This is a genomic window from uncultured Deefgea sp., from assembly GCF_947072475.1.
Lineage (GTDB): Bacteria > Pseudomonadota > Gammaproteobacteria > Burkholderiales > Chitinibacteraceae > Deefgea.
Genome location: NZ_CAMTIA010000005.1, coordinates 73,552 through 100,182 on the forward strand (window position 1 = coordinate 73,552; position 26,631 = coordinate 100,182).

The 26,631-nt window shown below is 49.0% G+C and carries 24 protein-coding genes; 21 read left to right on the plus strand and 3 right to left on the minus strand.

The window, feature by feature from the left end:
- Nucleotides 1-18 precede the first annotated feature (18 nt).
- The 20 genes from ftsX (at nucleotide 19) to msbA (ending at nucleotide 23,357) form a co-directional block, all read left to right on the plus strand.
- Nucleotides 19-921: a permease-like cell division protein FtsX gene (ftsX, locus tag Q0V82_RS03365; RefSeq protein ID WP_297572692.1), complete on the plus strand. Its 903-nt coding sequence runs from the start codon at nucleotides 19-21 to the stop codon at nucleotides 919-921.
- Between the two features lie 188 nt (nucleotides 922-1,109).
- Nucleotides 1,110-1,955: an RNA polymerase sigma factor RpoH gene (gene rpoH / locus Q0V82_RS03370; RefSeq protein WP_297572693.1), complete on the plus strand. Its 846-nt coding sequence runs from the start codon at nucleotides 1,110-1,112 to the stop codon at nucleotides 1,953-1,955.
- A 695-nt stretch (nucleotides 1,956-2,650) separates the two neighbouring features.
- A complete protein-coding gene (gene mraZ, locus Q0V82_RS03375; RefSeq protein ID WP_297572695.1) occupies nucleotides 2,651-3,085 on the plus strand; it encodes a division/cell wall cluster transcriptional repressor MraZ in 435 nt (144 codons plus the stop codon).
- A 5-nt stretch (nucleotides 3,086-3,090) separates the two neighbouring features.
- Complete coding sequence (gene rsmH, locus Q0V82_RS03380) at nucleotides 3,091-4,032, plus strand: 16S rRNA (cytosine(1402)-N(4))-methyltransferase RsmH (RefSeq protein WP_226764680.1); 942 nt, start codon at nucleotides 3,091-3,093, stop codon at nucleotides 4,030-4,032.
- Complete coding sequence (gene ftsL, locus Q0V82_RS03385; RefSeq protein WP_173532988.1) at nucleotides 4,029-4,328, plus strand: cell division protein FtsL; 300 nt, start codon at nucleotides 4,029-4,031, stop codon at nucleotides 4,326-4,328. Before rsmH ends, ftsL begins: the two co-directional genes overlap by 4 nt.
- Nucleotides 4,328-6,178, plus strand: a complete 1,851-nt coding sequence (locus Q0V82_RS03390; RefSeq protein ID WP_297572698.1) for a penicillin-binding protein 2 — start codon at nucleotides 4,328-4,330, stop codon at nucleotides 6,176-6,178. The genes ftsL and Q0V82_RS03390 overlap by 1 nt, the downstream gene beginning before the upstream one ends.
- Nucleotides 6,175-7,665 carry a UDP-N-acetylmuramoyl-L-alanyl-D-glutamate--2,6-diaminopimelate ligase gene (locus tag Q0V82_RS03395; protein WP_297572699.1) on the plus strand — a complete coding sequence of 497 codons (1,491 nt, stop codon included), beginning with the start codon at nucleotides 6,175-6,177 and terminating at the stop codon, nucleotides 7,663-7,665. Before Q0V82_RS03390 ends, Q0V82_RS03395 begins: the two co-directional genes overlap by 4 nt.
- Nucleotides 7,662-9,026, plus strand: coding sequence for a UDP-N-acetylmuramoyl-tripeptide--D-alanyl-D-alanine ligase (murF, locus tag Q0V82_RS03400; protein ID WP_308445213.1), 1,365 nt, complete (start codon nucleotides 7,662-7,664; stop codon nucleotides 9,024-9,026). Before Q0V82_RS03395 ends, murF begins: the two co-directional genes overlap by 4 nt.
- Complete coding sequence (gene mraY, locus Q0V82_RS03405) at nucleotides 9,017-10,102, plus strand: phospho-N-acetylmuramoyl-pentapeptide-transferase (RefSeq protein WP_297572701.1); 1,086 nt, start codon at nucleotides 9,017-9,019, stop codon at nucleotides 10,100-10,102. The genes murF and mraY overlap by 10 nt, the downstream gene beginning before the upstream one ends.
- A gap of 6 nt (nucleotides 10,103-10,108) precedes the next feature.
- The gene (murD, locus tag Q0V82_RS03410; protein ID WP_297572703.1) at nucleotides 10,109-11,503 is read left to right on the plus strand and encodes a UDP-N-acetylmuramoyl-L-alanine--D-glutamate ligase; all 1,395 of its coding nucleotides are present in this window, start codon (nucleotides 10,109-10,111) and stop codon (nucleotides 11,501-11,503) included.
- Complete coding sequence (gene ftsW, locus Q0V82_RS03415; RefSeq protein WP_297572705.1) at nucleotides 11,503-12,690, plus strand: putative lipid II flippase FtsW; 1,188 nt, start codon at nucleotides 11,503-11,505, stop codon at nucleotides 12,688-12,690. Before murD ends, ftsW begins: the two co-directional genes overlap by 1 nt.
- Before the next feature lie 62 nt (nucleotides 12,691-12,752).
- On the plus strand, nucleotides 12,753-13,862 hold the full coding sequence (murG, locus tag Q0V82_RS03420; RefSeq protein WP_297572769.1) for an undecaprenyldiphospho-muramoylpentapeptide beta-N-acetylglucosaminyltransferase: 1,110 nt from the start codon (nucleotides 12,753-12,755) through the stop codon (nucleotides 13,860-13,862).
- Nucleotides 13,859-15,253, plus strand: coding sequence for a UDP-N-acetylmuramate--L-alanine ligase (murC, locus tag Q0V82_RS03425; RefSeq protein WP_297572707.1), 1,395 nt, complete (start codon nucleotides 13,859-13,861; stop codon nucleotides 15,251-15,253). Before murG ends, murC begins: the two co-directional genes overlap by 4 nt.
- The gene (locus Q0V82_RS03430; RefSeq protein WP_297572709.1) at nucleotides 15,250-16,167 is read left to right on the plus strand and encodes a D-alanine--D-alanine ligase; all 918 of its coding nucleotides are present in this window, start codon (nucleotides 15,250-15,252) and stop codon (nucleotides 16,165-16,167) included. Before murC ends, Q0V82_RS03430 begins: the two co-directional genes overlap by 4 nt.
- A gap of 152 nt (nucleotides 16,168-16,319) precedes the next feature.
- Complete coding sequence (locus Q0V82_RS03435) at nucleotides 16,320-17,093, plus strand: cell division protein FtsQ/DivIB (protein WP_297572711.1); 774 nt, start codon at nucleotides 16,320-16,322, stop codon at nucleotides 17,091-17,093.
- A gap of 91 nt (nucleotides 17,094-17,184) precedes the next feature.
- Nucleotides 17,185-18,417, plus strand: a complete 1,233-nt coding sequence (ftsA, locus tag Q0V82_RS03440; protein ID WP_217390289.1) for a cell division protein FtsA — start codon at nucleotides 17,185-17,187, stop codon at nucleotides 18,415-18,417.
- Nucleotides 18,418-18,460: 43 nt separating this feature from the next.
- A complete protein-coding gene (gene ftsZ / locus Q0V82_RS03445) occupies nucleotides 18,461-19,639 on the plus strand; it encodes a cell division protein FtsZ (protein WP_221021963.1) in 1,179 nt (392 codons plus the stop codon).
- A 116-nt stretch (nucleotides 19,640-19,755) separates the two neighbouring features.
- Nucleotides 19,756-20,670: a UDP-3-O-acyl-N-acetylglucosamine deacetylase gene (lpxC, locus tag Q0V82_RS03450; protein ID WP_221021964.1), complete on the plus strand. Its 915-nt coding sequence runs from the start codon at nucleotides 19,756-19,758 to the stop codon at nucleotides 20,668-20,670.
- Between the two features lie 45 nt (nucleotides 20,671-20,715).
- Nucleotides 20,716-21,438 (plus strand): 16S rRNA (uracil(1498)-N(3))-methyltransferase, encoded by a 723-nt coding sequence (locus Q0V82_RS03455; RefSeq protein ID WP_297572719.1) that lies wholly within the window; start codon nucleotides 20,716-20,718, stop codon nucleotides 21,436-21,438.
- A gap of 179 nt (nucleotides 21,439-21,617) precedes the next feature.
- On the plus strand, nucleotides 21,618-23,357 hold the full coding sequence (msbA, locus tag Q0V82_RS03460) for a lipid A export permease/ATP-binding protein MsbA (RefSeq protein WP_297572720.1): 1,740 nt from the start codon (nucleotides 21,618-21,620) through the stop codon (nucleotides 23,355-23,357).
- On the opposite strand, the gene Q0V82_RS03465 is transcribed toward msbA, so the two are convergent.
- Genes Q0V82_RS03465 through Q0V82_RS03475 form a run of 3 tightly spaced genes read right to left on the minus strand, consistent with a single transcriptional unit; the run spans nucleotide 23,354 to nucleotide 25,679 of the window.
- The gene (locus Q0V82_RS03465) at nucleotides 23,354-24,106 is read right to left on the minus strand and encodes a glycosyltransferase family 25 protein (protein ID WP_297572721.1); all 753 of its coding nucleotides are present in this window, start codon (nucleotides 24,104-24,106) and stop codon (nucleotides 23,354-23,356) included. The genes msbA and Q0V82_RS03465 overlap by 4 nt on opposite strands.
- Nucleotides 24,103-24,936: a glycosyltransferase family 2 protein gene (locus Q0V82_RS03470; protein ID WP_297572723.1), complete on the minus strand. Its 834-nt coding sequence runs from the start codon at nucleotides 24,934-24,936 to the stop codon at nucleotides 24,103-24,105. Before Q0V82_RS03470 ends, Q0V82_RS03465 begins: the two co-directional genes overlap by 4 nt.
- Nucleotides 24,933-25,679, minus strand: coding sequence for a glycosyltransferase family 2 protein (locus Q0V82_RS03475; RefSeq protein WP_297572725.1), 747 nt, complete (start codon nucleotides 25,677-25,679; stop codon nucleotides 24,933-24,935). Before Q0V82_RS03475 ends, Q0V82_RS03470 begins: the two co-directional genes overlap by 4 nt.
- An 88-nt stretch (nucleotides 25,680-25,767) precedes the next feature.
- Between Q0V82_RS03475 and Q0V82_RS03480 the strand changes: the two genes are divergently transcribed.
- Nucleotides 25,768-26,631, plus strand: a complete 864-nt coding sequence (locus tag Q0V82_RS03480) for a glycosyltransferase (protein WP_297572727.1) — start codon at nucleotides 25,768-25,770, stop codon at nucleotides 26,629-26,631.

The following is a 26,631-nucleotide window of genomic DNA, read 5'->3' on the forward strand; positions in this document are numbered from 1 at the left end:
TTGAGCCAAGGAAAAATAATGAAAAATTGGTTTCGCCTGCATTTGTTGGCACTAACACGCACGATTGGTAGCTTGTTTCGCCACCCCTTAGGTAGCCTATTGAATCTATTGGTGATCGGGATTACGACGGCACTGCCGCTGGCGCTGTGGACTTTGATTATGAGTGTTTCGCAAATTAGCGATCAAGTTTCAGTTGAGCCTGAGCTTTCCGTTTTTTTGCGGCATAGCGCGACAGCTGAAGACGTGAAAGGTTTGCAGGCGACATTAAAAGCCGATGCACGCTGGCTTAAAGTTGAATTTATCCCCAAAGCCAATGCATTGGCTGCTTTGCAGGCGAATTTAGGAGCCTCTGATTTAACCGCTGGCTTGGCAGAAAATCCACTGCCGGATGCATTTGTTTTGCAGGCAAAAGAGAACGATCCAGCAGGACTTGAGGCGCTAAAAAAAGAACTCTCTTCGATCGTGATTATCGAAGAAGTGCAGTTAGATTCCGATTGGGCTGAGCGTTTGGCGCGGATTACCGACTTAGGCCGCGCCATTTTTGAAGTTTTGGCGAGCTTATTAGCGCTGGCCTTGGTGCTGATTACGGGCAATGCCATTCGGATGCAAATCTTAACGCGCCGTGATGAAATTGAAGTCGCCAAACTGATTGGTGCGACCGATTCATTTATTCGCCGTCCCTTTATGCATGCAGCTTTGGTACAAGGGCTGCTCGGTGGTGGGGTTGCCGTATTGATTGTGTGGGGCTTGGTGGCGTATGTAAATCCAACCGTCATCGAGCTGGCGAGTGCTTATGGGCAATCGGTGAGTTTATTAGCGCCAGATGCCTTAACGATTGTGGTGGTCTGTTTGGCGAGTGCCGTGTTGTGCCTTATTGGCGCGAGCTTGGCAGTATCTAGATATTTATATCAATTTCGCTAAATGCCGCTAAGCAGATTGCTTAAGACTATGACTTGAATAGTAATAATTACCGTGCACAATGCGATCTGCATGTGATTGAATAGAAATCTGATTTGAGGCGATTTAGCACTCTGAGTATTTGAGTGCTAATCTTTTATGCTACAGTCAACTTAGTTTTGCGACAGGAGATTCAAGCGATGGGCAATGCGATGACACTTTCAACATTATCGATTGGCGATAGTATTGAACGTTATATTCAGCGCGTTAATGCGGTACCTATGCTGTCACCTCAAGAAGAGCACGATTTGGCGACACGACACCAAGAAAGCGGTGACGTTGAGGCCGCGCGTCAGCTTGTGATGTCCCACTTGCGCGTCGTCGTCTCGATCGCGCGTGGTTATAGTGGCTATGGTTTACCACAGGCTGATTTGATTCAAGAAGGTAATATTGGTTTAATGAAAGCGGTTAAACGCTTTGAAGCCACACGCGGTGTGCGCTTGTATTCATTTGCAGTGCATTGGATTAAAGCTGAGATTCATGAGTATATTTTACGCAATTGGCGCTTAGTGCGGATTGCGACGACTAAAGCACAGCGTAAATTGTTTTTTAATCTGCGCTCGATGAAAACCAGCTTTGCGGCATTAACGCATAAGCAAGCGCAAGAAATCGCCGATGACTTAGGCGTTAAGCCCGAAGAAGTCCTTGAGATGGAAACGCGCATGACCGGCCAAGACATTGCGCTGATTGCAGATGATAGTGATGACGATGGTTATGCGCCGATTGATTGGCTGGCCGATAGCCATAATGAGCCGACTGCGGCGATGGCAAGGGTTGCGATCGATCGTTTACAGTCAAGCGGTATTTCAGAGGCCTTGGATGGTCTTGATGAGCGTAGTCGCCGTATTATTGAGGCGCGTTGGCTGACCGATGAGGGGCAGTCTTTGACTTTGCATGATTTGGCGGCAGAATTTAAAGTTTCGGCCGAGCGTATTCGGCAAATCGAGGCTAAAGCATTGCAAAAAATGAAGCAAACTTTGCTGCCAGCTACAGTTTAAGTGAAGAAAAAATCAAAAATGAGCGCCATAATCGGCGCTCTTTTTTTTTGCCTTTTTTTTTGCATTAACTGCACTGTTTTTGCTTGTTAAGTGAGACGGATCCAGAGGGTTTGAATGTAAAAACAACCCGTCTATTTAAATCAATGGCCTGCGTATCCAGCATTCAAGCGCTGTGAGGCAACCGTATTTATGCGCGAAAAAAATGCCAAGTGATGGCAATCATACTGGCGACGATGAGTGTCGCGGCGCTAATTTTACTGATTCGGTGTAATTCTTTGCGGTGTGCCGGATGAAGGTGACGCCAAGCAAAATGGGCGGTGAGCAAAAATATACACAGATAAAGTAGCTTGCTGCTCATGAATGAAAGTGCACGGGGTGTCCGGTGGTCGGGATGTTGCGGTTGAGTATTGTCTTTTTTCTTACAAGACTTAATGTATCACCTTAGATTTCGACTCTTTCGTGTTTATTTTTAAGACTTTTATGAATAAAAAATATTTTTAACTAAGTCATTGTATCAAAAGATAAAAAAACTGGCGCAACTTGTGCCAGTTTTTTTTTTGCTCTATAGTGGGTTTCGGTGGGGTAAAGTGGGTAAAAGTGTATTTTTGTAGTCACTTTTTCGCTAAAATTGCACCGCAGGTAGATTGACAGGCTTTTTAATCGCATTAGCGAACTAAATAGGGGCGTCTGCATACATGTTGGGTGGTGTGTCATCTCTTTCATTGGACAGTAAAGGGCGCTTAGCGATGCCGGCTAAGTATCGTGCTTTGCTGCTAAACACTGAAGGACAGTTGGTCATCACGATTGATCCGGCGGGATGTTTGCTGATTTACCCTGAAGCGCAATGGATTCCTGTTCGAGATCAGCTCAATACCTTGTCTGGCTCAAAAATGTCGGTACGCCGTTTAATCGTGGGTCACGCTGAAGACATCGAAATGGATACAGCGGGCCGTATTTTAATCCCGGCGACTTTAAGGCAGCGCGCGCAACTGAATAAGGCGGTTGCTTTGGTTGGCATGGGCAATAAATTCGAATTGTGGGATGAAGCCAAGTGGAATGCGGTAACGGATTCTGTGATGGCGATGGATCCACATGAATTAGAAAACAATATGGAAGGAATCGTGCTTTGAGTGAAGTGGTTGGAACAAACTTCGTGCATTGCACGGTATTGCTCAACGAGGCAGTGGATGCGCTAGCGATCCAGCCCGATGGCATTTATGTGGATTGCACGTTTGGCCGTGGTGGCCATTCTCGATTGATCTTGTCCAAATTAGGACCCAATGGTCGTTTAATCGCATTTGATAAAGATTTATATGCGATTGCCGAAGCCGCAACGATTACAGACCCTCGTTTCACGATTGTGCACGAGGGCTTTGTCACGTTGGCTGAATCACTTGGGCAACTTGGGATCGAGAAAATTGATGGTTTATTGATGGATTTGGGCGTGTCCTCACCGCAATTGGATGATGGCGCGCGTGGATTTAGCTTTAGATTTGATGCGCCCTTGGATATGCGTATGGATACGACTCGAGGGCAAACGGCGGCTGAATGGCTCAATTTAGCCGAAGAAAAAGACATTGCAGAGGTGGTAAAAGATTATGGCGAAGAACGGTTTGCTCGGCAGGTTGCAGCAGCGATTGTTACGCGTAGGGCAAGCAAACCTTTTGCTACAACAGGAGAACTTTCCGAGGTCGTGGCAACGGCTGTCCGCACCCGTGAGCCGGGCCAGAACCCGGCGACGCGCACCTTCCAAGCTATACGGATTTATATCAATCGTGAGCTTGAGGAGCTGTCGCTAGCACTGCCTCAAGCTTTGCGCTTGCTGAAAACGGGTGGGCGCTTATCGGTGATTGCCTTTCATTCTCTGGAAGATCGCATCGTCAAACGGTTTATTCAAGACGCTGCCAAGGGCGATCATTTGCCTTCGCGTTTACCGATTCGTGCCAGCGAAATTGCCGCTGCACCATTGCAGGTTATCGGTAAGCCGATTCGCGCCTCAGAGATCGAAATTAAAGCCAATCCGCGTGCACGCAGTGCGATTTTGCGAGTGGCAGCACGCACAGCGGGGCCTTTGTGACGCGTTTGAATATGTTTTTGTTGGCGGTTTTGGTGATTTGCGCCTTGGCGGTCATCACCAGCCGACATAAGTCGCGAAAACTATTTATTGAGTTGCAAAAAGAAGATGTACTCACTCGTAAGCTTGACGTTGAGTGGGGGCAGTTGCAACTCGAGCAAAGCACTTGGGCGATGCATTCGCGGATCGAGCAAGAAGCTGGACACAATTTGGAAATGCAAGTGGCACCCTCGAATCGCACTCAGGTTATTTTGGAGCACGGTGAACTCGTGAAGCAACCTGAGGTTAAAGATCTGTAATGATGACAGCTGGAAAAACGGCGGCAAGCCGTCGTCGACCTAAGTATGCCGTAGTCCCTAAGTTAGAACGTTGGCGAGTCTGGACAGTATTAGGTGGTTTGATGCTGTTGTTTGCCGGCTTATTGGGTCGCGGCCTGTATTTGCAGGTGTGGAATGAAGGTTTTTTACAAGATCAGGGCGACGCACGTTATCGCCGAGTTTTAAAGCTGGAAGCCAATCGCGGCATGATTACCGATCGAAACGGTGAACCGTTGGCGATTTCAACGCCGGTTCAGTCGATTTGGATGAGCCCACGCAGCATGCTGATTTTACCCGCAGGACAGCAGCGTGCCGAGGATTGGAAGCCCGCGAACGATGATGAGCTGATGCCGTTGTCGCTGGATGAAGTTAAAAAATTAGAAACGCATTTGCAATTAAAGTCGGGAGAGCTGTTAACAAAATTGTCCGCCTCACGAAAAAACGCGCAAGGCAAAGCAATCAAGTCTGATTTTCTGTGGGTGAAACGACATATCTCACCGACGGATGCAAAAAAACTGATGGCGATGAAAATCCCCGGAGTGTATTCGCAAACTGAATATCGGCGCTATTACCCGGCCGGTGAAGTGATGGCCCATATTGTCGGTTTTACCGATATTGACGGCAAAGGGCAGGAAGGTTTTGAATTAACGCGGGAAAAAATGCTGGCCGGTAAGCCCGGTTCTCGCACCGTAATTCGAGATCGACGTGGATATATTGTTGAAGACGTTTCAACGATTGTGCCGCCGCAAGAAGGACAAACATTGCAGCTGTCGATTGATCGCCGGATTCAATATCTAGCGTATCGCGAGCTGAAAAACATGGTGGATAGCTCGGGCGCCATCGGTGGGGCGATTGTGGTGCTGGACGCGCAAACCGGAGAAGTTTTGGCCTTAGCCAATGCGCCGTCTTACAACCCCAATAGCCGTGCTCGAATTGACCCAGCGCATAAACGCAATCGCGCGCTAACCGATTTGTATGAGCCCGGTTCGACGATGAAAGCGGTGACGGTGGCGATGGCACTCGATGCGGGCAAAGTCACACCGCAGACGGTGATTCAAACTGGCAATGGCACGATGGCCATCGGTCCAAATCGAGTGAAAGATGATCATGCGGTGGGGGCGGCAACAGTGGAAACCATTATGCAAAAGTCATCTAACGTCGGCGTGGCGAAGATGGCTTTGATGATGGACCGTGAGTCAAAATGGAATTTTTATAAAGACGTTGGTTTTGGCGAAGCGCCGCATACCGGATTTCCCGGTGAAGCGGCTGGCCGGATCCGGCCTTGGAAAAATTGGCGGCCGATTGAAGAGGCCACGATGTCTTTTGGCTACGGGATGTCAGTGAGCTTAATGCAAATGGCGCGCTCGTATCAGCTCTTTGCAGGTAATGGTGAAATTCACCCGGTGACCTTTACCAAATTGGTTGCACCCGCGCCGGGTAAGCAAGTGATTTCAGCAAAAACGGCAGAGCAAGTACGCAAGATGCTGGAGATGGTGACCTTGCCTGGCGGAACGGCCACTCGGGCGCAAGTGGTGGGCTACCGAGTCGGCGGTAAAACGGGTACGGCGAAAAAATTAGTCGATGGGAAGTACTCGGATACGGCGCGTGTGGGTTCTTTTGTCGGCTTAGCGCCGATTTCAAATCCACGCTTGATTGTTGCCGTCATGATCGATGAGCCTTCTTTTGCGATGCGTTATGGCGGTTTAGTTGCAGCACCGATTTTTAGTAATGTGGTGGCTGGAAGTTTGCGGATGTTAGGTGTGCCACCGGATGCGCCAACGAGCAATATTTTCTTGCCCAATACCGAAGCCGAAGTAAAGGAAGAAACATGAAGCCTGCGAGTTGGGAATTGCCTGCTTTTGATTTAACGGCGCTGATTGAGCTGCAATCGGGTCGTCCTTTGGTGGCCGATAGCCGCCAAGTGCAAGCCGGTGATGTGTTTATGGCTTTTCGTGGCGAATATGTCGATGGTCGGCAATTTATTGCCGATGCATTGGCCAATGGGGCCGCTGCGGTGATTTGGGAGGCGGACGATTTTACGTGGAATTCCGCGTGGCATGTCCCCAATTTGGCGGTGCCAGCACTTCGTGATCAGGCGGGTATTGTTGCCTGCGCCTTAATGGGTAATGACTCTGGGCTAATGCCTGTAGTGGGTATTACTGGAACCAATGGCAAAACTTCGATCGCCAATTGGTTGGCGCAAGCGTTTGATTTATTGGGGAATAAAGCCGGCGTTCTAGGCACATTAGGCAATGGTTTTGTTGGGGAATTAGTCGAGTCAACCCATACCACTTTGGATCCTTTGGCCTTGCAAGGCTGGTTAGCCAAGTTCAAAGCCAGTGGTGCAACGCATGTGGCGATGGAAGTTTCCTCGCATGGTTTAGAGCAAGGTCGTGCGCATGGCGTACCGTTCAAAACGGCCGTTTTTACCAATCTGACTCGCGACCATTTGGATTATCACGGCACCATGGCCGCGTATGCCGCAGCGAAGGCCAAGTTGTTTCAGTGGGATGGATTACAAAACGCGGTAATTAATGCCGACGATGCTTTTGGCCGCGAACTCCTGGAATTTACCAGCGCCCCCAAAGTGTATGGCTATGGTTTTGAGCATGGCAATTTACGCGTTAAGCATTTTGAATCTTCGCTCGATGGCCTCTCTTTGGTGGTGGATACCCCGCTGGGATCGGGCGCGATTAATTCGCCCTTATTAGGCCGTTTTAATGTCAGTAATTTACTCGCCTGCTTAGGGGTCTTGCTCGCCGATGGCGTGGCACTGGATGACGCTTGCCGAGTGCTGGGCCAAATTCGTTCGGCGCCAGGCCGGATGCAGTGCTTGGGTGGTTCGGGCAAGCCTTTGGTGGTGGTCGATTACGCGCATACGCCAGATGCTTTAGAAAAAGCCTTACTCACCTTGCGTGAAGTGATGCCGCAAGGCGCGCGCTTATATTGCGTGTTTGGTTGCGGTGGCGACAGAGACAATGGCAAGCGCCCTTTGATGGGGGAGATTGCTTGTCGTTTGGCCGACTCGGTGGTGATTACCAGTGATAATCCGCGCAGTGAAAAACCGCAGGCGATTATTCAGCAAATTATTGCTGGCGTAGCAGGGGTGCCCGGCAATGGTGAAGCCAACTATGCGATTGAATCGGATCGTCGTTATGCGATTAGCGACACCATTGAAATGGCCAGTGCCCATGATGTGATTTTAATCGCTGGCAAAGGGCATGAAACCTATCAGGAAATCGAAGGTGTGCGTCATCATTTTGATGATGTTGAAGTGGCCAGCGAAGCGCTCGCCAAAAAAGTAATAAGGAAGTCATGATGTTGAATTTGCAGGAAACCGCGCAAGCGCTCAATGGCCGTCTTGCGGGCGCGCCCGAAGTGGTCTTTAGCCGGGTCACGACCGATAGTCGTGACATTCGCGCCGGTGATTTATTTGTCGCTTTAAAAGGCGAGCACTTTGATGCTCACGATTTTGTTGAGCAAGCTTTGGCGCAAGGCGCCGTTGCCGCCCTGGTTGAAACGGACGGTAGTGGCAACCGGATTGTGGTGGCGGACACTTTACAAGCGCTGGGACAATTGGCAAGGTATTGGCGTGCAAAGCACGCCGATATTCAGCTAGCGGCCATTACTGGCAGTAATGGCAAAACTAGCCTGAAAGAAATGCTGGCCAGTATTTTGGCAGTGCACGTTGGTGACGCCAGCAAAGTGCACGCAACCCAAGGCAATTTTAATAACCATATTGGCTTGCCACTGACGGTGCTAGGGCTCAATGCCCAGCATCGTTTTGTCGTTGCTGAAATGGGAATGAATCATTTTGGTGAGATTGATTACCTAACGCGCATTGCTTGCCCAAACGTTGCGGTCGTCAATAACGCCGGCGCCGCCCATTTAGAAGCCTTGGGCTCGGTGGCCGGTGTGGCTAAAGCCAAAGGCGAAATTTTTGCCGGTTTAGTCGCCGATGGCGTGGCCATTATTAATCACGACGATGAGTTTGCTGGCTTGTGGCGGCAATTAGCGGGCGAGCATCAATGTGTGTCATTTGGCTTGCAAGACGCAGAAATCACTGCCGAGCAGATTGAATTGGGCGCACTGGGCAGTCAGTTTCAATTGCTCACCCCCTTAGGTTCGGCATCAGTGCAGCTGGCGGTGCCGGGTTTACACAATGTGCGTAATGCGTTGGCTGCTGCGGCCACGGCGCTAGCAATGCAAGTGCCTTTGGCCGATATTGCTGCCGGTCTATCGGCATGGCAAGGGGTAAAAGGGCGTTTACAAGCCAAAAAAGCCGCCAATGGCGCGCAAATTTTGGACGATAGCTATAACGCTAACCCCGATTCAATGCGCGCGGCGATTGATGTTTTGGCGGCGATGGGGGCAGAGCATAGTGTTTTGGTCTTGGGGGATATGGGCGAAGTGGGGGCGGATGCCGCAGAGCAACATGCTTTGATTGGTGCTTATGCTCAGCAACAAGGCATTGCAACTTTGCTTGCAGTCGGCGAAAACATGGCGCATGCCGTGGGCGCTTTTGGTGAACACGGCCAGCATTTTGCCAGCAAAGCACAATTGCTCGCGAGTTTGCGTGCCGCATTGACGCCCGAATCGATGGTGTTGGTGAAAGGATCGCGCTTTATGCGCATGGAAGATGTTGTTAACGAACTAGAAGGAGCACAGCCATGTTGCTGATGTTGATGCAATGGCTCGGCGAATCAGTTCGTGCCTTTAATGTCTTTAATTACCTCACTTTACGCGCCGTATTGGCGACGATTACTGCGCTAACGATTTCATGGACTTTAGGTCCGTGGGTGATTCGTAAATTGACCGAGATGAAAGTCGGCCAAGCCGTTCGTGATGATGGCCCGCAAACGCATTTAATCAAAGCCGGCACGCCAACGATGGGCGGCACCTTGATTTTGCTGTCGATTGGTTTGACGACGCTGTTGTGGGGCGACTTGGGCAATAAATACATTTGGCTGGTACTGGTGGTGACTTTGGCGACCGGCGTTATTGGTTTTGTGGATGATTATAAAAAAGTCGCGCTGAAAAACCCGAAAGGTTTATCCGCCAAAGCCAAGATGTTTTGGCAATCGGCGATTGCGATTGGTGCCGGTTTATTTTTGGTGAACTTTGGCAATGACGCAGCCACGACTGGATTTGTCGTGCCATTTTATAAAGAAATTTTGTATCCCTTTGGGGCGATTGGCTTTTGTATTCTGACTTATTTTGTCATTGTCGGCACCAGTAATGCCGTCAATCTCACCGATGGTTTAGATGGCTTAGCGATTATGCCGACGGTGTTGATTGCGGGGGCGTTTTGTATTTTTGCCTACGTGGCAGGCAATGCAAAATTTGCGATTTATTTGGGGGTACCGCACGTTCCCGGTGCGGGTGAATTAGTGGTGTTCTGTGCGGCAATGGCCGGTGCAGGCCTCGGCTTTTTGTGGTTTAACGCTTATCCCGCAGAAGTTTTTATGGGCGACGTTGGCGCTTTGGCGCTTGGCGCAGGCCTTGGCATGGTCGCGGTCATTGTGCGGCAAGAAATTGTGTTGTTGATTATGGGCGGCGTATTTGTGGTTGAGGCGCTGTCGGTGATGATTCAAGTTGCTAGCTTTAAAACGCGTGGAAAACGGGTGTTTCGGATGGCGCCATTGCATCATCATTACGAATTAAAAGGCTGGAAAGAAACTCAAGTAGTGGTCCGTTTTTGGATTATTACCATGCTCTTGGTCTTGGTTGGCTTGGCCACCTTGAAATTACGGTAAGCAAAAATGGAACTCAAAGCAAAGCATTGTATCGTGGTCGGTTTAGGTGAAACCGGCTTGGCGACCGCTCGCTGGTTGGTCGGGCAAGGCGCGCAGGTGACCGTGGCCGATAGCCGCCCAAAGCCGCCGAATTTAGCGCAAGTTCAAGCTGAACTGCCACAGGTCGCGTTGCGTTTGGGCTCATTTAACGTCGATACCTTTGCCGATGCCGAGGTCTTAATTACCAGCCCTGGTGTGCCATTGGCTACGCCAGAAGTGGTGGCGGCGATTGCGCGCGGCATCCCAGTGATTGGGGATATTGAATTATTGGCTTTGGCGCTGCAAGGTCAGCCCGGCAAAGTGATTGCGATTACCGGATCGAATGGCAAATCCACCGTGACCACAATGGTGGCGCAAATGTGTGAAACCGCCGGAAAAACCACGGTGATGGCCGGCAATATTGGCGTTCCGGTGTTGGCGGCATTAGCACAATGGCAGGCGCGTGGTGAGTGGCCCGATTTTTGGGTGTTGGAGTTATCCAGTTTCCAATTGGAAACCACGTATTCCTTAATGCCGACGGCGGCGACGGTGCTCAATGTGTCGGAAGATCATTTGGATCGCTACGCCGGAATGAAAGAATACGCTGCGACCAAAGCGCGTATTTTTAACGGCCAAGGCGTGCAAATTCTCAATCGTGAAGATGGTTGGTGTAAGGGTATGGCTGATTCAGACCAAGATGTAATTTGGTTTGGCGCCGATACCCCTGCTGATGGCGAGTATGGCTTGCTTGAAATCGATGGTGATTTTAGTCTTCGCTATGGCGCAACTGAATTACTTAAAGCGTCCGAATTACCGGTAGCGGGTTTGCATAATGCCGTAAATGCACTGGCTTCGATTGCCTTATGCCGCGCCGCTGGTTTGCCGTTAGCGCCATTGCTTGATGCCTTGAAAAACTTCAAAGGCTTGCCGCATCGGGTTGAGTTTGTCGCCGATATTCATGGTGTGGCGTATTACGACGATTCGAAAGGCACCAATGTCGGCGCGACTGAAGCGGCTTTAAAAGGCATGACGCGGCCGGTGGTGTTGATTGCGGGAGGCGAGGGCAAGGGCCAGGATTTTTCACCATTATTTGCCGCTTGCGAGCGAATTTGCCGTGCGGTGTTACTCATTGGTAAAGACGCTCCTGCCTTGGCTGAGGTATTAAACGAAGCGCAATCGGCTTATTTGCCCGATGACGATGATAATTATTTGCCAGTGATGATGTTACCGACGCTAGAAATGGCCGTTTCGGTGGCGAGTAATTTTGCCGAACCTGGTGATGTGGTCTTATTGTCACCCGCTTGCGCTAGTTTAGATATGTTTCGCAATTACCAGCATCGTGCCGAAGTATTTATTGCTGCAGTAAAAGAGTTGGAGCAGTAATGCGGCAAATTCTTTATCAAGCGATGCAGCGAATGAAACCCAAAATGAGCGCTTATGATCGGGGCTTATTTTGGTGCGTTACTTTATTGCTGACCATCGGCTTGGTAATGGTGTATTCCTCATCGATTGCGATGGCTGAGGTGGATAGAGATACCGGATTTAATTCCAGTTATTTTTTGATTCGGCATACGATTTTTTTAGGTGTTGGCGTATTTGCTGGGTTTTTGGCTTTTAATATTCCCACTGAAATATGGCATCGCTATGCGCCGGCTTTATTTATTTTGGGTATTGTGTTATTGATTTTGGTGTTGATTCCGGGTATTGGTCGTGAGGTGAATGGCAGTCGGCGCTGGTTAAGTTTATTTGTGATTAATTTACAGCCTTCCGAATTAGTAAAATATTTTGCTGTGCTATATGCCGCCGATTATAGCGTGCGTAAAAACAGCAGTATGACGTCTTCTTTTGTGGAAAGCTTAACTAAGGTTTTATTACCGCTAGGCGTTGTAATGGTCATTGTGGGTGGCTTATTATTGGCCGAACCCGATATGGGCGCGTTGATTGTCGTAACGGCGATTGCGATGGGCATATTATTTTTGGCTGGATTTAGTTGGCGAATCTTTGCTGGCCTGATTATGTTTTTAGGCGGCGCTTTTTTTACCTTAATTATTTCTAGTCCCTATCGCCGGGCGCGGGTTTTAGGCTTTTTAGATCCTTGGCAAGATCCGTATGGCAAAGGTTACCAATTAAGTCATTCCTTAATTGCTTTTGGTCGTGGTGAATTTACTGGCGTTGGTCTGGGCTTGAGTGTCGAAAAACTCTCGTATTTACCCGAAGCGCATACCGATTTTTTAATGGCGATTATTGCGGAAGAATTTGGCTTTATTGGCGTTGCCGTGGTGATTAGCTTATTTGCATTTTTAGTTTTTCGCGCTTTTTCGATTGGTGTACAGGCCAATAAATTAGAGCGGCATTGGCAATCATTAGCAGCGCAAGGCGTTGGGATTTGGATTGGCGTGCAAACCGTGATTAATATCGGCGTCAATATGGGCGTGATGCCGACTAAAGGTTTGACGCTGCCTTTATTGTCGTTTGGTGGCTCAGGGATTGTGGCCAATTTATTAGCACTAGGTTTTTTATTACGGATTGATTTTGAAAATCGTCAAATGATTCGAGGCTATAAGGTATGACGATTATTTTCTCGGTACTTTTTATTGTTGCCATGCTGGCTTTGATTGTCAGCGGATGGCGAATGGGAAAAGAAGATGCCGAATGGATTGAACCCGCCGCCACCGGCGGACAACGTACGCTATTGGTGATGGCCGGTGGCACGGGTGGACATATATTCCCCGCGTTAGCGGTGGCCAATGCATTACGTCTTGAGGGCTGGGATGTGGTGTGGTTGGGCGCAAGCGGCGCAATGGAAACCCGCGTGGTGCCGCAACAAGGTATCGATTTAGTGACGCTCAAAATTACCGGTGTCCGTGGTAAAGGTTGGTTAAAAAAACTCAGCCAGCCTTGGGTGCAAACTAAAGCGTTGTTGGTGGCGTTGAATTTGATTTTCCGCCGTCGCCCTGATGTGGCGATTGGTTTTGGTGGCTTTACCGGTTTTCCCGGTGGCTTGGCGATGCGTTTGTGCTGGCTGCCTTTAGTGATTCATGAGCAAAACTCAGTGGCAGGTTTAACCAATCGCCTGTTGTCGAAAATTGCCAATCGAGTGTTGTTTGCGTTTCCGTCGGCATTTCCCAATCAAGCCGATTGTGTTGGCAATCCAGTCCGCAGTGAAATCACCCAAGTGGCTGAACCTGCGGTGCGCTTTGCTGGCCGAACTGGGCCTTTAAAGATTTTGGTGGTGGGCGGCAGCTTAGGCGCGCAAGTATTTAATGAACAATTACCGAAAGCCTTGGCGCTGATTGCACCTGCCGATCGCCCGATGGTGACGCACCAATCGGGTGAAAAGCATTTAGAGACATTGCGCGCCAATTACGCCGCAGCGAATGTGACTGCCGATTGCGTGGCGTTTATTGCCGATATGGCGCAAGCGTATGCCGATGCCGATTTGATTTTGTGCCGTTCCGGCGCGTTGACGGTGGCCGAGCTCGCATGCGTGGGTGCGGCAAGTATTTTGGTGCCATTTCCGCATGCGGTGGATGATCACCAAACGGGTAATGCACAGTTTTTAAGTGAAGCGGGTGCCGGGATTTTATTAGCTCAATCACACAGCAGCCCAGAAATACTGGCGCAATCGATTCAAGAAATGACGCGTGAACGCTGCCTAACGATGGCAACGGCCGCGCGTGCTTTAGCTCAACCTAATGCAACGGCCGCCGTCGTTGCAGTGATTAAAGAATTAGCGCAATGAAACATAAAGTAAAACGCATCCATTTTGTTGGGATTGGTGGGGTCGGCATGAGTGGGATTGCCGAAGTATTGCTCAATTTAGGTTTTGAAATTAGTGGTTCGGATTTAGGCGTGAGCGCCACAACACAGCGCTTGGTGAATGCCGGCGCGCAAGTTTATCAAGGGCATGCTGCTGAGTTTGTTGCCGATGCCGACGTGGTGGTGATTTCGAGTGCGGTGAAAGACGACAATCCCGAAGTGATTGCCGCGCGCCAGCGCAAGATTCCTGTTGTGCCCCGCGCGATGATGTTGGCTGAATTAATGCGCTTAAAGCAAGGTATTGCCATTGCTGGTACGCACGGCAAAACCACCACCACCAGCTTGAGTGCCAGTGTGCTCGAGGCGGCTGGTTTGGATCCAACCTTTGTGATTGGCGGCAAATTACACGCCGCAGGCTCGAATGCCCGCTTAGGACAGGGCGACTTTTTGGTTGCCGAAGCTGATGAAAGCGATGCGTCGTTCTTGCTACTCACGCCGGTAATTTCGGTGGTGACTAATATCGATGCCGATCATATGGACACGTATGGCCATGATTTTGAAAAACTAAAGCAAGCTTTTATCGATTTTCTGCATCATTTGCCGTTTTATGGTCGGGCGATTTTATGTATTGATGATCCGCATGTGCGCTCAATCTTGCCGAAAGTCACTAGCCCAGTAACGACGTATGGGGTGTCAGACGACGCGATGCTGCATGCAGAAAACATTGTGGCCGATAACGGCATGATGCGTTTTGATGCGGTGTGGCAGAACGGCGAATCACGGCGTTTGGCGGTCACGCTCAATATGCCGGGCATGCACAATGTGCTCAATGCCTTGGCGGCGATTGCCATCGGGATTGAAGTCGGGGCCGATGAGGCGTCGATTGTATCGGCACTGGCGCGTTTTCAAGGTGTGGGTCGTCGTTTCCAGCGTTATGGCGAAGTGGCTTTGCCAGCGGGTGGCTCGTTTACCTTGGTCGATGATTATGGCCATCATCCGGTTGAAATGGCGGCTACTTTGGCCGCTGCGCGGGGCGCGTTTCCGGGGCGTCGCTTGTTATTGGCGTTTCAACCGCATCGCTATACGCGAACCCGTGATTGTTTTGAAGATTTTGTCAAAGTGCTTAACACGGTGGATGGTTTGTTATTGGCCGAGGTGTATGCCGCCGGTGAAACGCCGATTGTTGCTGCCGATGGCCGATCTTTAGCCCGTGCTGTTCGAGTGGCCGGCAAAATTGAACCGGTGTTTGTGGCGGAAATTACCGATATGCCAACGGCAATTTTTGCCGCAGTGCAAGCCGGTGACGTAGTAGTGACGATGGGCGCTGGCACGATTGGCAATACACCGAAATTATTATGTGAGATGGTGAAATGAGCGGTATTGATGTGAAAGCAATGGGTAAAGTTGCAGTATTAATGGGTGGTGCTTCGAGCGAGCGAGAAATTTCTTTGCTCAGCGGCGCAGGTGTATTGGAAGCTTTAGTTCGCCAAGGTGTGGATGCGCATCGCTTTGATCCTGCTGAAAAACCATTATCGGCCTTGCATGATGAAGGATTTAACCGCGCCTTTTTGATCTTACACGGCGGCTATGGCGAGGATGGCACGATCCAAGGTGCTTTGGAATTTATGTCGATTCCTTACACTGGCTGTGGCGTGATGGCTTCGGCGATTGGTATGGATAAATGGCGTACCAAGCTGATGTGGCAAGCGGCCGGTTTGCCGATTCCGGATTATGTGTTGCTCGATGCCAGCAGTGATTTGGCGGCCGTGGCCAAGCAGTTGGATTTACCGCTGTATGTTAAGCCCGCCAATGGTGGCTCAAGCGTGGGTGTTTCGCGTTGTACTAGCGTGGCGCAAATTGCTCAGGCTTACGCTGTAGCAGCACAGTACGATGCTTTGGTGTTGGCTGAACGCTCGATTAACGCGGGTGAGTACTCGTGCGCGGTGCTTGATGGTAAGGCTTTGGCCACCGTCAAGATTGAGCCGGCGACTGAGTTTTATGACTTTGAAGCTAAATATATCCGTGATGACACGGTCTATCATTGCCCCGGTTTATTGGGTGAGCAAGAGCAAAAAGCGCGTGATTTATGTGAACAAGCGTATCGGGTGCTCGGCGCTTCGGGTTGGGCGCGCATTGACTTTTTAATGAATGAGCAGGGCGAAATGTTTTTGCTTGAGCCTAATACGGCACCCGGAATGACGACGCACAGCCTGTTTCCGATGTGCGCTAGAGAGGCGGGGCTCAGTTACGACGCTTTGGTATTGACAATTTTAGGAACAATCTCGTAGGTTTTGCGCTTTGTAAGGGTATATCCTTGCAACTATTGTTATAATTCGGCTACGTTTGTATACCCATGCTGGGTGGGTGTTTGAAGCACCCAATTAGGAATCAATCCATATGCCTGAGTGGGCTTTAAATCGACACTTAAAAGTGAGCTGTTATGTGGGATAAGCCACAGCTATTGATGTGGCTTGCTAACTTGCTGACCGCTTTAGCATTAATGTTATTGTTTTATTCTGTCTTGTTTTTGGCGGTGCATTCGCCCTTGTTTCCGGTTCGCATGATTAAGGTCGACGGGGATTTAGCGCACGTAACACGCGAGCAATTACGCTATGTGATTAAAAACGAATTAAAAGGGACGTTTTTTACCCTGGATTTGGATAAAACGCGGCAGAATTTTGAAAAATTACCGTGGGTACGTCAGGTTGAAGTGCGTCGTCGCTGGCCTGATCGATTAGAAGTGAATATTGAAGAGCACAAAGCAGTGGCGCGTTGGGGAACGACCGGTTTACTCAATTCGTATGGCGAAAAGTTTGATGCTGCAACCAGTGATCCTTTGCCGATTTTGGAAGGCCCTGAAGGCGCTGAAAAGCTGATGGTGAGTGAGTTTAAGGCTTTGCAGGCGGCGTTATTGCCTTTGCAGCGCACGCCAACGCGCTTGTGGCTATCGGATCGTCGGGCATGGCGTTTTGAATTAGATAAACAATTGATTGTAGAAGTAGGACGTGATCAAGCGGTGGATAGAGTAAAGCGGTTTGTGAATGCTTACCCCAATTCATTGGCTTTATTGCAGCAACCATTTGAATACGTTGATTTGCGTTATCCCAATGGTTTTGCGGTGCATTTACCGTCGTATACGCCCTTAGAGGCCGGCAAACAGGGCGTTAAGCCACCGCCGGTCGTAAAACCTAAGGCAAATAAAGCTTCGGCATGATTTATGCTTTTGGTATTTCAAATACTTAAAAAGCAATGACTTGGCCAAGCTATTTAAAGTTAAACATTAAGAATTGTAAAAGAGGCTGTCAGTGACTAGGGATGCAAAAAACCTCATCGTTGGGCTAGATATCGGGACTTCTAAAGTGGTCGCGGTAGTGGCTGATGTGAAGGAAGATGGCTCGTTGAATGTGGTGGGCTTAGGCTCCGCAGCATCCAAAGGCTTGAAGCGTGGTGTTGTCGTTGATATTGAAAAAACCGTTGCGGCGATCCAGTCGGCATTAGGCGAAGCCGAATTAATGGCCGATTGCAAAATCAGCGAAGTGTATACCGGCATTGCCGGTAGCCACATCAAGAGTCTTAATTCGCACGGCATGGTGGCGATTAAAGATAAAGAAGTCACCCCAGCCGATATTGAACGGGTGATTGAAACGGCGAGCGCGGTCAATATTCCAACCGATCATCAAGTGCTGCACATCTTGTCGCAAGAGTATGTGATTGATGGTCAAGAAGACGTGAAAGAGCCGCTCGGTATGTCGGGTGTGCGCTTAGAAGTTCGGGTGCATATTGTGTCTGGCGCAGTGTCGGCAGTTCAAAACATCACCAAGTGCGTGCGCCGTTGTGGGCTAGAGATTGCTGAAGTGGTATTGCAGCCATTGGCCTCCAGCTACGCCGTTTTGACTGAAGATGAAAAAGATCTTGGCGTGTGTTTGGTTGACATCGGCGGTGGTACCACCGATATCGCGGTGTTTATTGGCGGATCGATTCGTCATACCGCCGTGATTCCAATCGCCGGTGACCAAATTACCAATGACGTCGCAATGGCATTGCGTACGCCAACCGGTGAAGCCGAAAACATCAAAATCCAACACGGCGTGGCATTACGCCATATGACCGATCCGCAAACGATGATCGAAGTGCCTGGCGTGGGTGAGCGCGGTGCGCGGCAAATGAGCCGTCATACGCTGGCTGAAGTGATCGAGCCGCGTGTGGAAGAATTGTATAGCTTTGTGCAAGCCGAATTGCGCCGTGTCGGCTTGGAAGATCGATTGTCGAGCGGGATTGTGATTACCGGCGGTGCTTCATTGATGCCGGGGATGACGGATTTGGCTGAAGAGATTTTCCATATGCCGGTGCGCTTAGGTTTGCCGCGTTATGTGGGTGGATTGGCAGAAGTGGTTAAAAATCCACGCTATTCCACTGCGGTTGGCTTGTTGTTATTGGCGCGCCAACAAATGCAAAAAGCACCCGGTGCTCGAGGTAAGGAAGGCGGCATGGGTGATGTTTTTAGCAGAATGAAGGCATGGTTTCAAAATAACTTCTGAAATATTCGGGTAAGCAGTAAAATCGGGCAAGAGGAGAGTGAAAATGGCATTATTAATTGAAGTACCAGAGGTTTCACATCACGTGAATATCAAAGTGATTGGCGTTGGTGGCGCAGGCTGCAATGCAATCAATAATATGATCGAGCATGCGATGCAATCGCACGGCGTTGATTTTATTTCGGCCAATACCGATGCTCAGGTTTTGAAGCAATCGCGGGCGGATAATGTAGTTCAGTTGGGCGCTGAACTCACCAAAGGCTTTGGCGCTGGGTGTGATCCTGATATTGGCCGTCAAGCGGCTGAAGAAGATCGCGAGCGCATTGCCGAATTGATTTCTGGCGCAGATTTATTATTTATCACCGCTGGTATGGGCGGCGGTACCGGCACTGGCGCCGCGCCTGTGATCGCGCAAGTGGCGCGTGAAAAAGGCATTTTGACTGTCGGCGTGGTGACTTCACCCGGACAAGACGAAGGCCGTCGCCAAAAAGTGGCACAAGTCGGTATTGATGAATTGTCGCGCTATGTGGATTCATTGATTGTGGTTTCTAACCAAAAACTTGAAGAAGTTTTAGGCGATGATGTCACGGTTGATGAAGCATTCCGTGCTGCTGATGATGTATTGCGTAATGCCGTTGGTTCGATTGTTGAAATCATTCAATACCCAGGTTTAATCAACGTTGACTTTGCTGACGTTAAAACCGTGATGCGTGAAATGGGTATGGCGATGATGGGCTCGGCGCATGCCACAGGTCCTGATCGTGCCATTCGCGCTACCGAAGAAGCCATTCGCTGCCCATTGCTCGACAATATTAGCTTTAAAGGCGCACGTGGCGTGTTGGTGAATTTCTCGACTGCACCGGGCAAATTGAAAAAATCAGAAACTCGCCAAGCGCTAGAAATTATTGAATCACACGTTGCCGAAGGTGCATTGGTGAAACACGGTGTGGTTTACGATGAAGCATTGGGCGAAGACGAAATCCGCGTGACCTTAGTGGCCACCGGTTTGGGCGGCAAAGCGATTAGCACGCCATCACTAACGGTGGTGAATAACCCAATGCAAAAAACTGGCACCGACAATGCTGCTTACGATGAGGCCTATGATACGCCAGCAATTTGGCGTAACAATCGCGGTAGCCGTGCGGCAGAAACGCCAGCTCGCCCAGCCGCAATGAGCAATATCGATATGGATATTCCAGCATTTTTGCGTCGCCAAGCGGATTAAACCCTGCGCTGGATCGGCGTAATACATTAAATCAATCAGTATGATTGGAATGATTTAACCAGTCTTTTGCCTAGGACTGGTAAAATCAAGCAATTGATTGTTTAGGCAGAATGGCCATGTTTTTACAAAGAACTTTGGATTCAACGATCCATGCGACAGGGGTTGGTTTGCATTCGGGTGAGAAAGTAAAACTCACTTTGCGACCGGCTGCTGCGGATACTGGCATCGTTTTTAAGCGCTCTGATTTACCCGAGTCAGCGCCTTTCAAAGTCGGCCCCGATTTAGTGAACGACACGCGACTCTCCTCAACGCTGGTGCAAGACGGCGTGCGTGTCGGCACGATTGAGCATTTAATGTCAGCCTTTGCTGGGCTCGGTATCGACAATGTGATTGTTGAAGTCGATGCGCCAGAAATGCCGATTATGGATGGTTCTGCTGCGCCGTTTATATATTTGCTGCAAACGGCTGGGGTGCGTGAGCTCGACGCCCCCAAGCAGTTTGTTAAAGTCTTAAAACCCATCGAAGTGCATGATGGTGATAAATGGGTTAAGTTTGAGCCGCATAACGGCTACAAAGTCACCCTCACGATCGATTTTAAACATCCCGCCTTTAAAAAATCTGCTCAAACCATTAGCCTTGATTTTGCTGATTCCAATTACATCAGCGAAATTGCCCGTGCCCGCACCTTTGGTTTTATTCATGAAGTTGAATACTTACGCATGAACGGCTTGGCCCGCGGTGGCAATATGGATAACGCCGTCGTGATCGATGAGTTTCGGGTGCTGAATGAAGGCGGTTTGCGGTTTGAAGATGAATTCGTTCGGCATAAAGTGCTCGATGCGATCGGCGACTTGTATATTTTAGGTCACCCTTTGATTGCCGCATTTTCTGGCTATAAGTCGGGGCACGCCATGAATAATAAATTACTGCGTGAGCTACTTTCAGACCCGAGTAATTATGAAATGGTGAGTTTTGATCGGCTTAAAGACGTGCCTTCGTCGTTTCATGACCTCCCTCCGCTTGGCATTTAATGCCCTTTGATTGACGCGTGTTTTATTGCAAGGACATGATGGTGTATGCCGCGCTTTTATATTGATTTGCCACTTTCAATTGGGCAATGTTTTGACTTACCCGAGGCTGTGGCGCGGCATGTGCAAGTATTGCGTTTGCAGCCTAGCGAAGAAATTATTTTATTTAATGGCCAAGGCGGTGAATTTACTGCGCAAATTGCGGCAATGGGTAAAAAAACCGTTAGTGTTGCTGTGCTGTCGTTTGCCGATGTGGATCGTGAATCGCCGTTGAGAATTACCTTGGTGCAAGCGATTTCGGCGGCCGATCGGATGGATTACACGGTGCAAAAAGCAGCTGAGCTCGGGGTTGCAGTGTTGCAGCCGGTGATTTCGCAATATTGCCAACAGCGCTATTCGGGCGAACGCGCCGAAAAACGGCTCGCGCATTGGCAAGCAATTGCCGCTAGTGCCGCCGAGCAATGTGGCCGAACGCGCTTATTAGAAATCCGGCCTATCCTCACGCTGGCGCAATTTTTAGCCCAGCCAAGTTCTGCCGAATTAAAATTATTGCTTTGCCCAACAGGTGCAGTGGCATGGGGTAGCTTGCCAGAAAAAGTGGCTAGCGTTTGCGTTTTGATTGGCCCTGAAGGTGGGTATTCATCTGAAGAGTACAATCAAGCTATTGCAGCGGGCTATACCTCTGTATTGTTGGGGCCAAGAATTTTACGCACCGAAAGCGTTGCGCCGGTGATCGCCGGTTTATTGCAATCACGCTACGGGGATTTTTAAAGCGCTTCGCGGTTTGTGATCCAGTGCGATCCAGACCAGATGCTTCGCCTATACGTCAACAAAGCCTACGCCAGCGTAGGCTTTTTATTGGCGCTAAATAGTGTGAATGTTGCGCTGCTGTCCTGAGCGCGACGTGACTCCGTTATAATCTGACTTTACGCCTTTTCTTTACTGAGCTCATGAATAGCAAACAGCTGTATTTCCGAATTCTTGCCTACTTTGGCCCGTATCGAGGCATCGCCGTGATGTCGATTTTGGCCATGGTGGTGGCCGGCGGCGTTGATGCCGCAATGGTCAAAATGCTCGGGGTGATTATTGATAGCTTTAAGCAAAGCCAAGCTGCAGCACAGGCCGCTTGGTTGATGCCGCTGGCTTTGTTTGGTTTGGGCTTGGTGCGTTTGATTTCTAGCTTTGGCTACGAATATGGCAGCGCTTGGCTGTCGTCACGCGTGATGCATGATTTACGCCAGCAAGTGTTTGAGCGGATGATGGCCATGCCAATTCGATTTTTTGATCAATCGTCAGTCGGGGTTTTATTGTCGCGGGTGACGTTTGATATTAACCAGATCATGGATGCGGGCCTGAATGTGCTCACCGTGTTGATCAAAGATTCGGTGATGGCCATCGCTTTGCTTGGCATTATGCTGTGGACTGATTGGCAGCTGACCTTGTTTTGCTTGATTATGCTGCCCGGTGCGGCGGTATCGATTCGGATTGTGAGCAAACGCCAGCGTAGATTGTCGCAACAAACGCAAGACACCATGGGCGAAATGAGCCAGATCTTAGATGAAAGCTTGGGTGGACAGCGGATTATTAAGATTTTTGGCGGTGCACAATATGAGGCGAAACGTTTTGGTGCCGCCAATCAAAATGTGCGGCGTTTAACCGTAAAGCGCGCAGCCACCGCGAGTTTGAACTCTGGCTTTACGGTGTTTTTAATTGCGGTCACGATTGCGGCGATTATTTATTTTGCCGGTTTACGCGCCGCCGATGGCGCGATGACCGCAGGCTCATTTGTGACGTTTATGAGTTCAATGATGCTGTTGCAGCAGCCAATTAAAAATCTATCTAAGCTCAGCGATTCATTGCATCGCGGTTTGGCGGCTGCTGACTCGGTGTTTGGTATTTTGGATCAGCCATTAGAGCCAGATCACGGCACGTTGGCGCCGCCGCGCGTGAAAGGACACATCACGATTAGCCAGCTTGAGTTTGCGTATCAAGTCGATGGCGTTAAAGCGTTGGCTGGGATTGATTTAGACATTAAACCCGGTGAAAGCGTGGCTTTGGTCGGCCAGTCGGGCAGTGGTAAAACCACCTTGGCGAATTTAATTCCGCGATTTTATGAGCCGAGTGCGGGTGAGATTCGTCTGGATGGTGAGTTGCTGGCGGATTATCGTTTGGCCAATTTACGTTCGCAAATCGCCCTGGTGTCGCAAGACATGGTGTTATTTAATGACAGCGTCGCCGCTAATATTGCTTATGGCGTGGATGAAATCGATATGGCGCGGGTGCGCGCGGCGGCGGATGCGGCATTTGCGACTGAATTTATTGAGCAAATGCCACAAGGCTTTGCGGAAATGCTCGGCGAAAATGGCGTGCGTTTATCGGGTGGGCAGCGTCAACGTTTAGCGATTGCGAGGGCGATTTATAAAGACGCACCGATCTTGATTTTGGATGAGGCAACCAGTGCGCTCGATACCGAGTCCGAGCGTAAAGTGCAAGAAGCACTAGAAAACCTGATGGTGGGCCGCACTACCTTGGTGATTGCACATCGCTTATCCACCATCGAAAAAGCCGACCGCATTATTGTGATGCAGCAAGGCAAAATTATTGAAAGTGGTACGCATCAAGAGCTGATTCAGCGAGAAGGCGTGTATACACAGATGCATGCGGTGCAGTTTTCATTAACTGAAAGTTAACGTTGGAATAGCCAGCGTAAGCGCGTTTTGTATTGCCAAAATGTACGTCGAACCGCTTCAGGTGCTCGATAAAGCTCTCGTTTTATTTTAGTAGAGAGTTTTAATTTGCTACGTTTTCGTGAGCCAATGGATGAAACTAAATTGGCGTCTTCAATGACTAGCGCTGGGGTAATACAAAACATTTTTAGATTGTGTCGCCAAACTTGATCAATCGTATCATCTATTGGATGAATCATCTGTTCAGTTAAATTTAATAAAGTCAGTGCCGCATGGCGATTTAGAATATAACCTTGGGTACCTCGTGGTGGTTTTAAAAATTCAATGAGTTGGTGTCCAGAAGGTAGTGTGCTTTGAATATTCGTTTTTTTTCGTGAGAACATCGCAAAAAAACGAACATAATCCCATTGATCTTTTATTGTTTCTAGTTCGGTAATAATATTACAGAAGTCAGTATTTAGAATAATGTCATCTTCGAAAATACTACATAGATCATTACTCTTATTCTCATTTGTCCGATTAATAAAATCGAGCCAAACTGCCCGATGACTTAGAAAGCATCCCATTTCTCCGGTGGTTAAATCATAGCCATATTGATTTAGGCGTTTTGTTCTTTGATAAATAACTGGCATATCATCATCCGGACGGATGGCATCAAACCAATTTACTTTGAGAGATAGTTGAGTAAATTGCTGCGTCATTCTAGCTCGTCGATCTATTTGATCTGGGAGTGAAATACAGTAATAAATCATTTTTTGGGTTCCGTAACGTACTGTAGGTATCCGCGGACGGCATGAATATGCGTGCTTTTGAGTGTTTCTTCGAGTTTTTTCCAGTTTTCCGCCTGTTTGGATCTATCGTTCTCACGGTGCCAAAGATGCAGCACCGGCACCGCAAAACGGCCGTCTTTGAGTAAAACTCCAGCTCGAATTAAGCGCACTGCGAAGTCTGAGTCTTCGTGTCCCCAGCCAGAAAATGACTCATCAAAGCCGTTAATGCGGATAAAGTCTTGCTTCCAAACCCCAATATTGCAGCCCTTTAATACTGCCCAGCGTTGAGCGCGTTTTTTTCGGCTTTGAGTGAGCGCAAGGCGCAGCCACGGCAGGGCACGATTGGCTTTGCCACTGAGCTTGGCCCATAGCCACGCGATGGCGGACCACTGCGCAGGATTTCCCCCTGCTTGGCATAATTGCGCGGTGTATTTTTGGCTTAGCAGTACACGATTGCCTGCGACAAACCAGCCTGGTTCGGCCAAGCGCAATGTTTGAACGGCGAAATCGGGAAATGGGATGCAATCGCCATCAAGGAAAACCAGATATTCGCCTTGCGCGTTGATCGCTGATAAATTACGAATTGCGGCTAAGCGAAATCCCGTATCTTCATGCCAAACATGCTGTAGTGCGCAGGGAAAATGAGTTTGCCACTGCGCAATCAGTTGCTGTGTCGTGACGGTTGAGCCGTCATCAGCAATAATGACTTCCCATTCTTTAGCATTTATTCCCACTTGCTGTGCGAGCCCTTGCAGCACGGCATTGAGTGCGTCAGGTCTATTGTAAGTTGAGACTATAATTGATAGCTTCATTTGGATCCAAGATACATCAATTTAAGATAGCGATAATACGTACCTTCAGCATTGGATACCGCCAAAATAAAGCCTTCTCGCCCATCTAAAAAGCCGCGTTGTAAAACATAAGTACGGATGAAAGCCCATAAGCCCTTGTAAATCGCTTTACCTAGGCCGGATCGCTCGCCACGCAGAAAACGTTGCTCAGCGCCAGCGCTGGAGTAGCGATTCACTTTATCGAGCACGTCATCTAAGCGATCAAATGAGTAATGTAAAAGCTGCCCAGCTAATAGCGGTGCTGGGCCTGAAAAATTGAGTTTTTCATGTACTAAAGATTCGGAATAAGCCGCTTGTCCCCGTTGAAATAATCGAGGCAAATGATCGGGATTCCAGCCGGAATGATAAATCCAGCGGCCGCAGTAATTCGATAGGCGACTGATTTGATACACGCTGGCCGTCGGCGCTTTGATCGTGGCTTGAATGCTTTGGATTAGCTCGGCATCGAGCACTTCATCGGCATCCAGCGCTAAAATCCAATCGGTATCGAGTAAGGCGATCGCGCGATTCTTTTGGATACCAAAGCCGGGCCAGTCGCTGGTTTGCTCGATCTGCGCACCGTAGGCTTGTGCGATGCTTAAGGTTTGATCAGTGCTACCCGAATCTAAAACAACGATTTTATCGCACCAAGTGACAGCATTAAGACAGTCTGCAAGATGAACTTGGGCATTTTTAGTAATGATGGCAACGCCAATAGTCGGCATGGGTTTCGTTTTTACTTGAGTCAGACTGCTATAATCGCTCTTCTCGCGGCGTCAGGCAAGTCGCCTAGGTTTTGGAGTATAAGTTTTTATGAAAGTCAGCGGATTCACCTTCTTACGTAATGGCACAATGCTTGGCTATCCATATTTAGAAAGTTTACGTAGTTTGCTACAAGTCTGTGATGAAGTCGTGGTCGCGATAGGGCAAAGTGAAGATGATACTTTGGAACAAGTTCGCTCACTGAATGATCCGCGAATTCGGATTATTGAAACAGAGTGGAACGAAGGTATGGCGCAACGTGGCTTTGTATATGCGCAGCAAAAAATGATTGCGCAGTTTAATTGCACTGGTGATTGGGCGTTTTATCTGGAAGGCGACGAAGTCATTCATGAAGATGATGTGCCTAAAATTCGTGCCGTTTTAGAGCAGTATTTAAATCATCCCGAGGTAGAAGGGATTGCTTTTGATTACCACCATTTTTATGGTGCTCCGAATTTAGTTGCTAAAAGCCCCGCTTGGTATCGACAAGAATTACGCGTTATCCGTAATACGATACGTACCTTTGCGCCTGACGGTTTGTTTTGGGTGGTGATGGATAAAAATAAAAAAGGTCGTTACCCCAAAGCGGCGTTAGCGCATTGTCCGATTTATCATTATGGTCACGTTCGCTCTAGTGAAAAAATGCAAGAAAAGCATCGGCAAGTGGCTAAATATTGGAGTCACGCGCCGCTACCGCATGATTATTCGCAAGTGGATGCCAAAATTTTGCAACCGTTTCAAGGTACTCATCCTCAAGTCGTGCAGCCTTGGCTAGCGGCCATGGCCGAAACGCAGTTTGTCGCTGACCCGAATTATTGTTTATCTAAGCGCGAGCGACGCCATCGCATTTTGGCGAAAATCGAGTCTTTATTGGGCGTTGAGCTAACGAAAAAACATTTTATCAAGGTCATTTAG

Coding starts and splice junctions, on each gene's coding strand:
- ftsX (WP_297572692.1), top strand. CDS start 19: ATGAAAAATTGGTTTCGCCTGCATTTGTTGGCACTAACACGCACGATT.
- rpoH (WP_297572693.1), top strand. CDS start 1,110: ATGACACTTTCAACATTATCGATTGGCGATAGTATTGAACGTTATATT.
- mraZ (WP_297572695.1), top strand. CDS start 2,651: ATGTTGGGTGGTGTGTCATCTCTTTCATTGGACAGTAAAGGGCGCTTA.
- Q0V82_RS03390 (WP_297572698.1), top strand. CDS start 4,328: ATGATGACAGCTGGAAAAACGGCGGCAAGCCGTCGTCGACCTAAGTAT.
- Q0V82_RS03395 (WP_297572699.1), top strand. CDS start 6,175: ATGAAGCCTGCGAGTTGGGAATTGCCTGCTTTTGATTTAACGGCGCTG.
- murF (WP_308445213.1), top strand. CDS start 7,662: ATGATGTTGAATTTGCAGGAAACCGCGCAAGCGCTCAATGGCCGTCTT.
- mraY (WP_297572701.1), top strand. CDS start 9,017: ATGTTGCTGATGTTGATGCAATGGCTCGGCGAATCAGTTCGTGCCTTT.
- murD (WP_297572703.1), top strand. CDS start 10,109: ATGGAACTCAAAGCAAAGCATTGTATCGTGGTCGGTTTAGGTGAAACC.
- ftsW (WP_297572705.1), top strand. CDS start 11,503: ATGCGGCAAATTCTTTATCAAGCGATGCAGCGAATGAAACCCAAAATG.
- murG (WP_297572769.1), top strand. CDS start 12,753: ATGGGAAAAGAAGATGCCGAATGGATTGAACCCGCCGCCACCGGCGGA.
- murC (WP_297572707.1), top strand. CDS start 13,859: ATGAAACATAAAGTAAAACGCATCCATTTTGTTGGGATTGGTGGGGTC.
- Q0V82_RS03430 (WP_297572709.1), top strand. CDS start 15,250: ATGAGCGGTATTGATGTGAAAGCAATGGGTAAAGTTGCAGTATTAATG.
- Q0V82_RS03435 (WP_297572711.1), top strand. CDS start 16,320: ATGTGGGATAAGCCACAGCTATTGATGTGGCTTGCTAACTTGCTGACC.
- ftsZ (WP_221021963.1), top strand. CDS start 18,461: ATGGCATTATTAATTGAAGTACCAGAGGTTTCACATCACGTGAATATC.
- lpxC (WP_221021964.1), top strand. CDS start 19,756: ATGTTTTTACAAAGAACTTTGGATTCAACGATCCATGCGACAGGGGTT.
- Q0V82_RS03455 (WP_297572719.1), top strand. CDS start 20,716: ATGCCGCGCTTTTATATTGATTTGCCACTTTCAATTGGGCAATGTTTT.
- msbA (WP_297572720.1), top strand. CDS start 21,618: ATGAATAGCAAACAGCTGTATTTCCGAATTCTTGCCTACTTTGGCCCG.
- Q0V82_RS03465 (WP_297572721.1), bottom strand. CDS start 24,106: ATGATTTATTACTGTATTTCACTCCCAGATCAAATAGATCGACGAGCT.
- Q0V82_RS03470 (WP_297572723.1), bottom strand. CDS start 24,936: ATGAAGCTATCAATTATAGTCTCAACTTACAATAGACCTGACGCACTC.
- Q0V82_RS03475 (WP_297572725.1), bottom strand. CDS start 25,679: ATGCCGACTATTGGCGTTGCCATCATTACTAAAAATGCCCAAGTTCAT.
- Q0V82_RS03480 (WP_297572727.1), top strand. CDS start 25,768: ATGAAAGTCAGCGGATTCACCTTCTTACGTAATGGCACAATGCTTGGC.